We start from the raw sequence: 7,186 nt of genomic DNA on the forward strand, positions 1-7,186 counted from the left end.
GTGGCATCAGGCGGCCCGGGCGGCGAGAAAGCCGCGCCAGCCGCCAAAGCGGGAAACATCCTCGGCGCCGTGCACGCCCTCGGCTTCCACCAGGAAGCCCTTGGGCGTGGTGCCATCGGCGAGACGCAGCGTGCCCAGGCCGAGCGGCGCGGGAATGCCGGCCAGCAGCGTGCCGACCTTTTCCAGCGGCACGGCCCAGACTTCCGTGGCGATGGCGGCGCCCTCGCCTGCCGGCACGCGCAGCAGGCCCGGGCGCAGCGGCGGCCCGCCGGGCAGGGCGTAGAGGCGGTAGCAGGGCTCGGTGTCCACCGCGCGCAGCAGCGTGGCGCCGAGAGCCGTCAGCTCCCCGTTCAGGGGCAGGCCGGACAAGTGCGCGCCGACCACGGCGACCTCCAGCACCGCGCTCATGCCGCCGCCTCGAACCGCATGCCGAAGGCGGCCAGGTGCGCATCGCTGCCGCCGGGGCCGATGAAGGTGGCGCCGGCCGGCAGCCCGTCCGGCCGGTCCGGCCCCGGCACCGCCAGCGCGGCCAGGCCCAGCAGGTTGACGAAGTTGGTGAAGGTGCCGAGCCGCGAGTTCGGCCCGATCGGGTCCGCCTCCAGCTCCGCCAGCGTCGGAAAGAGCGGCGCGGTGGGCACGGCCAGCGCGTCGATCCGCTCCCAGACCGGCGCCGTCTCGCGCTTCAGCGCCTCCAGCCGGTGCAGGGCGCGGAAGGCATCCGCCGCGCTGAAGCGGCCGCCATTGCCGGCGATGATGCCGCGCGTCACCGGCAGCACGGCGGCGGGGCCGGCGAGGAAGCCTTCCAGTGCGGCCAGCCGCTCCGCCACCCAGGCGCCCTCGTAGAGCAGCGCGGCGACCTCGTTGAAGGCGCCCATCGGCACCGGCAGCAGCGTCACGCCCATGGCCCGCAGCCGGTCCATGGCGGCGTCCCAGGCGGCCTCGGCCGCCGCGTCGAAGCGGGGGCGGCCGGCTTCGTCCGGCACGCCCAGGACGCGCAGCGGCGCGGCATCGGCCGGCGTCGCGGCGGGCCAGGGGCGGGAATAAGGGTCGGCCGCGTCGAAGCCGGCCATGGCGTCGTGGACCGCCCAGGCATCCGCGACCGTGCCGGCGAAGACCGAGATGCAGTCGAGCGACCGGCAGGCCGGCACCACGCCCGCGGTGGACACCGCCCCCGGCGTCGGCTTCAGCCCGACCAGCCCGCAGAGCCCCGCCGGCACGCGGCCCGATCCGGCGGTGTCGGTGCCCAGCGCGAAGGGCACCAGCCCCCGCGCCACGGCCACCGCCGAGCCGGAGGAGGAGCCGCCCGGCACCCGCCCCGGCGCGTGGGGGTTCACCGGCACCGGGTGCGGCGTGCGCACGCCCACCAGCCCGGTGGCGAACTGGTCCAGGTTGGTCTTGCCGACGGGGACGGCGCCGGCGGCCACCAGCCGGGCCACCGCGCCGGCGTGGCGCTCGGGCAGGTAGGTGAAATCCGGGCAGGCGGCCGTGGTCGGCATGCCCGCCACGTCGATATTGTCCTTCACCGCGAAGGGAATGCCCCAGAGCGGCAGCCGCGCCTGGTCGGCAGGGTCCAGCGCGGCGCAGGACGCGGCCAGCGCCTCCTTCGAGGCGACGTGCAGGAAGATGCCGGGGTCGCCGCAGTCCAGGATGCGCGCGCGCAGCGCCGCCAGCACCCGCGCCGGCGCCTCCCCTGCCGCGTAGCGCCGGCGGAAGCCGTCGATGCCCTGGTCTGCCCGCTGCTCCACCACGCCGCCGCTCCGCCGGTTCCCGGGATGGTGGTGCAAGCGACGTGCCACGGCGCAGGCCAAGTCACCAGCGCCGTCAGCGGCAGGGGTTGACGACAGGTCCGCCCCGGATTGTATGCAATAGCCCGAAGGATGCCTATTGCGTAGGCATTCAGGCGGCGGGGCTTCGCAGACGTGGCGCTGCCACGTCCTCCGCCAGGCTGGCCCAGGAATGCCCGCTGGACAGGATGTGGCGGCGCATCGTCTCCTCCGCCCCCGCCGCGGCGCCGCGCAGCAGCGCGTCCACCACCAGCCCGTGCTCGGCATGGGACAGGGACAGCCGCTGCGGCGCCGCGAACTGCGCGCGGCGGAACGGGGCCAGCCGGCGGTGCGTGCCCAGCGCCACCTCGGCCAGATGGTCGTTATGTGCCCCTGCGTAGACCAGGCCGTGCAGGGCGCGGTTGGCCTGCCCGTAGCCCGGCCGGTCGCCCGCCCGCACCAGCGCCGCCATGTCCCGGTGCAGCCGGTCCAGCGCGCGGCGCTCGGCGGGCGTCATGCGCAGCGCGGCCCAGCGGGCGCAGAGGGCCTCCAGCTCCGCCAGCACCTCGAAGGTGGCGCGGAGCTGCTCGGCCGCCGGGGCGGCCACCACGGCGCCGCGCCGGGGCCGCAGCTCCACCAGCCCGGTGGTCGCCAGCAGCCGCAGCGCCTCCCGCACCGGGGTGCGGGAGATGCCGAATTCGGTGGCCAGGGCCTGCTCGTCCAGCCGCAGGCCGGGCGGCAGCTGCGCGGCGACGATGCGCGCCGCCAGGGCCTCGGCCAGCGCCTCGGCCCGCGTGGGGGCGGCCGGGCCGGGCCGCGCCGGGCGGGGGGCCGTCATGCCCCGCCCCGTCGCGCGGCGCTCAGGCACCGCCGGGCGGCACCATCAGGCTGACATGCGCCGCCACCACCTTCCAGCCCTCCGGAAAGCGCACCCAGCTCTGGCTCTGGCGGCCGCGGCGGCCATCCTTCAGCAGCACGTATTCCGTGTTGGCCACAGCGAAGTCGCGGCCGAAGGTGGTGATCACGGTGTTCTCCAGCCGCCGGGCGCGCTGCGCCAGCTCGACGGGCTGCCGGCCGGCGCGGAAGGCGGCGATGGCGGCATGGCCGTAGAGGTTCTCGTTCACGCCGTAGCGCAGGGTCAGCGGGTCGTTCCAGAAGCTGTCGTCCAGCACGGGAACGTCGTTCTCCTCCAGCCCGCGGTCGTAGCGCTCGAAGGCGGCGCGCACCTCGGCGACGATGGCGGGGTCGTTGATCTCGGGCGGGGTCATGCGGTGCTCTCCTGCGGGTCGGCGCCCGCGCGCGGGCGATGCCGACGAGCCGCGCATCCTGGCCGTGTCACGCGACGATGGAAAGCCCGGCCGGGCGGCCATGCTGTCACGCGACGCGTCCGGGACGCCGGCGGTTGCCGCCTAGAGTGCCAGGGCGTAGGCCGGGCGGCGCGGGTCGGCCCCCGCCGCCATCAGGCCGGATGCCGGGTCGGTGTGGATCATCTCCACGCTGCCGGCCAGCCACGTCCAGTCCGGCCACTGGTGGATGGCGTGGCCGCGCGCGGCGAGGTCGTCCCGCACGGCGGGGTCGATGCGGCCCTCCACCGCCAGCCGGCCCGGGAAATACTCGAACGGCGCGAAGGAGGACGGGAAGGCGTAGGTCGCGATGCGCGGCGCCTCGATCGCGTCCTGCACCTCCATGCCGAAATGCAGCACGTTCAGCAGCACCTGCAGCATGGCCTGCACCTGCACGTCCCCGCCCGGCGTGCCGAAGGGCATCAGCCCGCCATCCCGCGTCACCACCAGCGCAGGGTTCGGCGTCAGGCGCGGGCGCTTGCCCGGCGCGACGCCGCAGGGGTGGCCGGGGTCCGGCCGGCTCTGCGAGCCGCGGCCGGACGGGATGATGCCGAGCCCCGGCACCACCGGCGCGGTGGAGGAGCCGTCGGAGGGTGTGGCGCTGAACGCGTTGCCCCAGCGGTCCACGGCGCAGACATAGGAGGTGTCGCCTTCCACCTTCGGCAGCTCGGCCTCGCTGGGCGCCGGCCTGGGGCGGGCGGCCCCCAGCAGCGGCGGCAGCATCTCCGGCGGCGCGCGGTGGGACGCGATGCCGGCGGCGCGGGCCGCGATGTGCGTCTCCCCCAGCAGCGCGTCCAGCGGCACGTCGACGAACTGGGGGTCGCCGAAATGGTGCTCGCGGTCGGCCATGGCGGCCTTCAGCGCTTCCGCGACGCGGTGCAGGTATTCGGCCGAATTGTGCGCCAGCCCGTCGATGCCCAGTCTCTCCAGCACCAGCAGGGCTTCCAGCAGCGCCGGGCCCTGGCACCAGGGGCCGCAGACCGAGACCATGTGCCCGCGCCATTCGCGCGTCACGGCGGGCTCGACGCGGGAGCGGAAGTTGGCCAGGTCCTCCCGCGACAGGTAGCCGCCTTCGCGCTCCTGGAAGGCGACGATCGCCTCGGCGATGTCGCCCTTGTAGAAGGCGTCCCGCGCGGCGCGCAGCCCGGCCAGGCGGCCGCCCCTGGCGGCAGCGGCGCGGTCCTCGTCCGCCATGTACTGCAGCGTGGCGGCGAGGTCGGACTGGACGAACTTCTCGCCCGTCCGGGGCGCGGCGCCGTCCCGCAGGAAGATGGCGGCGTTGGAGGGCCAGCGCGCGTAGTCCTTGGCGGCGGCGGCGATGGAGTGGTGCAGCAGCGGATAGACCGCGAAGCCCTCGCGCGCGAAGCGGATGGCGGCATCTGCCACCTCCGCGAAGCCCATGGTGCCGTGGCGCTCCAGCGCCGTGATCCAGGCATCGGGCGCCGCCGGCACCACGGTGCGCAGCACGCCGGTGGGGATGTGCCCGCCATGCTCGCGCATGAACAGGTCGGCCGGCAGGGCGGCGGGCCAGTGGCCCAGCCCGGCGATGGTCTCCAGCACGCCGTCCGCCGTGCGGATCATGATGGGCGCGACGCCGGCGACGTTCACCAGGTCCGGCTGCAGCACGCCCAGCGCGATGCCGGCGGCGCAGCCGGCGTCGACGGCGTTGCCGCCCGCTTCCAGGATGGACATGCCGGCGGCGGTGGCCAGGTAGTGGCCGGCGGACACCGCGTGCCGCGTGCCGTAGAGGGTGGGGCGATGGGCCATGCCTCGGCTCTCCCGCTCAGCGCGCCAGGCGCGCTTCGGTGGCGACCATCTGCTCGTCCATGCGCGGCGTGTAGACGATGCCCTTGCGCGCGCCGGCGATGGTCACCTGGTTGTAGAGGGGGATGATCGCCTGCTGGTCCAGCACCGCCTGCATCACCTTTGTCAGCGCTTCCAGCCGCCCGGCATCGGTGCGGGTGGTCACGTCCATGATCATCGCATCGATCCTCGGGTCCGAGAAGTCGCCGCGGTTGCCGGTGCCGAGGTCGCTGTCCGTCGAGCGGGTGTGGATGACGGTGGAGAGCAGGTAGGAAACGTCGCGGGAGGAGGACAGCGACAGGCCGAACAGCATCAGCGGCATGTCGTTGTGCCCGGGCCGCACGCGGGGGAAGAACACGCTGCCCGGCATGGTCTCCACCTGCGCCTTGAAGCCGGCGCGGGTCAGCATCTGCCCCACCACCTGGCAGACGCGGGCATCGCTGACATAGCGGTCGTTGCTGCAGGCCACCGACAGCCCCAGCCCGTCCGGATAGCCGGCCTCCGTCAGCAGGCGGCGGGCGCCGGCGGGGTCCACCGCCGGCGGCTGGATGGACGCGGACCAGCCGCCGAAGCCTTCCGGCGCGAGCTGCCCCGTCGCGACCGCCTGCCCGTCCAGCGCGCGCTCGGCCAGCGCCTTGCGGTCGATGGCCATGGACACGGCGCGGCGGACGCTCAGGTCCGCCATGGCATTGGCCGGCAGCGGCTGACCCTTCGCGTCCGTCGCCGAGGGCAGCGGCTTCGCGCCGGTCTGCGGCACCAGGAACATCACGCGGTCGCTGGGCTTGCTGAAGACCTGCACCTTGTTCTCGCGCCGCAGCCGCTCGGCATCGGCGACGGGCACGTTCTCCATCACGTCGATGTCGCCGGCCAGCAGCGCCGCCAGCCGCGCGCCGTCATTGGTGATGATGCGCAGCCGCACCTCCTCCCAGTCCGGCCTGCGGCCCCAGTAGCGGTCGTTGCGGGCCAGCCGCATCCCCTCCGGCCCGCTGTAGCTGAGCAGGCGGAAGGGGCCGGTGCCGATCGCGGCGCGGCCGGCGTTGAAGTCCGCCGTGGTGGCGTTGCGCGTCAGGGCGGCGGAGACGACGAAGATGTTGGTCAGCTGCCCCGGCAGCACCGGGTTGGGCCGGTCGGTATGGATGCGGACCGTGTAGGGATCGACCACCTCCACCCGCTCGATGGTGCGGAGATTGGTGGTGTAGGGCCCGGGGTTGTTCGGCACGTTGGGGATGCGGTTCAGCGTGAAGGCCACGTCCTCCGCCGTGAAGGGGGTGCCGTCGTGGAAGGTGACGCCCTGGCGCAGCCTGAACTCCCACACCCGGTCGCTGACCAGCGTCCAGGATTCCGCCAGCCCCGGCACCCAGTTGCTGTCGGCGTCGCGCCCCACCAGGCTGTCGAAGATGTGGCGCGCCGCGGCCATGTTGGGGCCGAGGAACAGGAAGTGCGGGTCCAGCGTGAAGGGCGACTGGACGCCGACGCGCAGGGCCTGCGCGCGCGGTGCGCCGGCGGGCGCGAGCGCGAGCGCGCCCAGGCAGAGGGCCGCGAGTGCCTTGCGCATGATGGGGCTCCTTTCGGGATGGACGGTCACAGGGCGGTGGCCGAGGGGCGCGGACGCGGGCGTTCCGCGAAGCGGGAGAAGCGGAAGGCGGCGGGGTCGACGACGGGCGTGTCCCCGGCGACGAGGTCGGCCATCAGCTGCCCGGCGCCGGGGCCGAGCCCGAAGCCGTGGCCGGAGAAGCCGGTGGCGACGAAAAGGCCGTGCACCTGCTCGACCGCCGACATCACCGGGATCAGGTCCGGCGTCACATCGATCATGCCGCCCCAGCCCTGCACGGGCCGCACGTTGCGGAAGAAGGGCACGGCGTCGGCCAGGGCCTTTTGGGCGGCGCGGAGGCCGGGAAGGTGCGGCTTCGGGTCCAGCACCCGCACCGCCTCGAAGGGCGAGGGCGCGTCGAGCGCCCAGTGCCGGGGCAGCCGCGCCTCCCGCCAGCTGCGCCCGCCCAGGCGCGGGCGGGTGCGGCGCCAGTGGGCCAGCGCCGTCGCCGCGAAGTCGGGCAGGAAGCGCAGGGTGTCCGGCACGATGTCCGCCACTTCCCCGCCCAGGTTGGCGATGGTGTAGCCGCCGTCCAGCCGCTTGCGGAAGCCGAAGCCCGCGCCGCCCGCCGCCAGGTCCGGCCCGTCCGCCGCGGGCGCGGTCCGCAGCACGGAGGCCAGGATCTTCCACTGCGGCAGCGCCAGCCCGTGGCGGCCGAGGAACAGCGAGGACCAGGCCCCGCCGGC

7 protein-coding genes are annotated in these 7,186 nt (G+C 74.8%); all 7 read right to left on the reverse strand.

Going from position 1 to position 7,186, the window contains the following annotated elements; all coding sequences use genetic code 11:
- Positions 1-6: 6 nt before the first annotated feature.
- Complete coding sequence (locus D9598_RS19010; protein ID WP_198368118.1) at positions 7-408, reverse strand: amidase; 402 nt, start codon at positions 406-408, stop codon at positions 7-9.
- Positions 405-1,796: an allophanate hydrolase gene (atzF, locus tag D9598_RS19015; protein WP_198368119.1), complete on the reverse strand. Its 1,392-nt coding sequence runs from the start codon at positions 1,794-1,796 to the stop codon at positions 405-407. The genes D9598_RS19010 and atzF overlap by 4 nt, the downstream gene beginning before the upstream one ends.
- Positions 1,797-1,896: 100 nt before the next feature.
- Complete coding sequence (locus D9598_RS19020; protein WP_198368120.1) at positions 1,897-2,601, reverse strand: GntR family transcriptional regulator; 705 nt, start codon at positions 2,599-2,601, stop codon at positions 1,897-1,899.
- A gap of 22 nt (positions 2,602-2,623) precedes the next feature.
- Positions 2,624-3,031: an oxalurate catabolism protein HpxZ gene (gene hpxZ / locus D9598_RS19025; protein ID WP_232477443.1), complete on the reverse strand. Its 408-nt coding sequence runs from the start codon at positions 3,029-3,031 to the stop codon at positions 2,624-2,626.
- Between the two features lie 141 nt (positions 3,032-3,172).
- A complete protein-coding gene (locus D9598_RS19030; protein ID WP_198368122.1) occupies positions 3,173-4,873 on the reverse strand; it encodes a gamma-glutamyltransferase family protein in 1,701 nt (566 codons plus the stop codon).
- 16 nt (positions 4,874-4,889) lie between these two features.
- A complete protein-coding gene (locus D9598_RS19035; protein WP_198368123.1) occupies positions 4,890-6,464 on the reverse strand; it encodes an ABC transporter substrate-binding protein in 1,575 nt (524 codons plus the stop codon).
- A gap of 26 nt (positions 6,465-6,490) precedes the next feature.
- Positions 6,491-7,186 (reverse strand): FAD-binding oxidoreductase (locus D9598_RS19040; RefSeq protein ID WP_198368124.1); only part of this gene is annotated, 696 nt, incomplete at its 5' end.

This window comes from Roseomonas sp. KE0001 (assembly GCF_016107285.1).
In the GTDB taxonomy this organism is placed as follows: domain Bacteria; phylum Pseudomonadota; class Alphaproteobacteria; order Acetobacterales; family Acetobacteraceae; genus Pseudoroseomonas.

Excerpts from the sequence above, each read along its gene's own strand:
- D9598_RS19010 (WP_198368118.1), bottom strand. The coding sequence starts at position 408 with ATGAGCGCGGTGCTGGAGGTCGCCGTGGTCGGCGCGCACTTGTCCGGC.
- D9598_RS19020 (WP_198368120.1), bottom strand. The coding sequence starts at position 2,601 with ATGACGGCCCCCCGCCCGGCGCGGCCCGGCCCGGCCGCCCCCACGCGG.
- hpxZ (WP_232477443.1), bottom strand. The coding sequence starts at position 3,031 with ATGACCCCGCCCGAGATCAACGACCCCGCCATCGTCGCCGAGGTGCGC.
- D9598_RS19030 (WP_198368122.1), bottom strand. The coding sequence starts at position 4,873 with ATGGCCCATCGCCCCACCCTCTACGGCACGCGGCACGCGGTGTCCGCC.
- D9598_RS19035 (WP_198368123.1), bottom strand. The coding sequence starts at position 6,464 with ATGCGCAAGGCACTCGCGGCCCTCTGCCTGGGCGCGCTCGCGCTCGCG.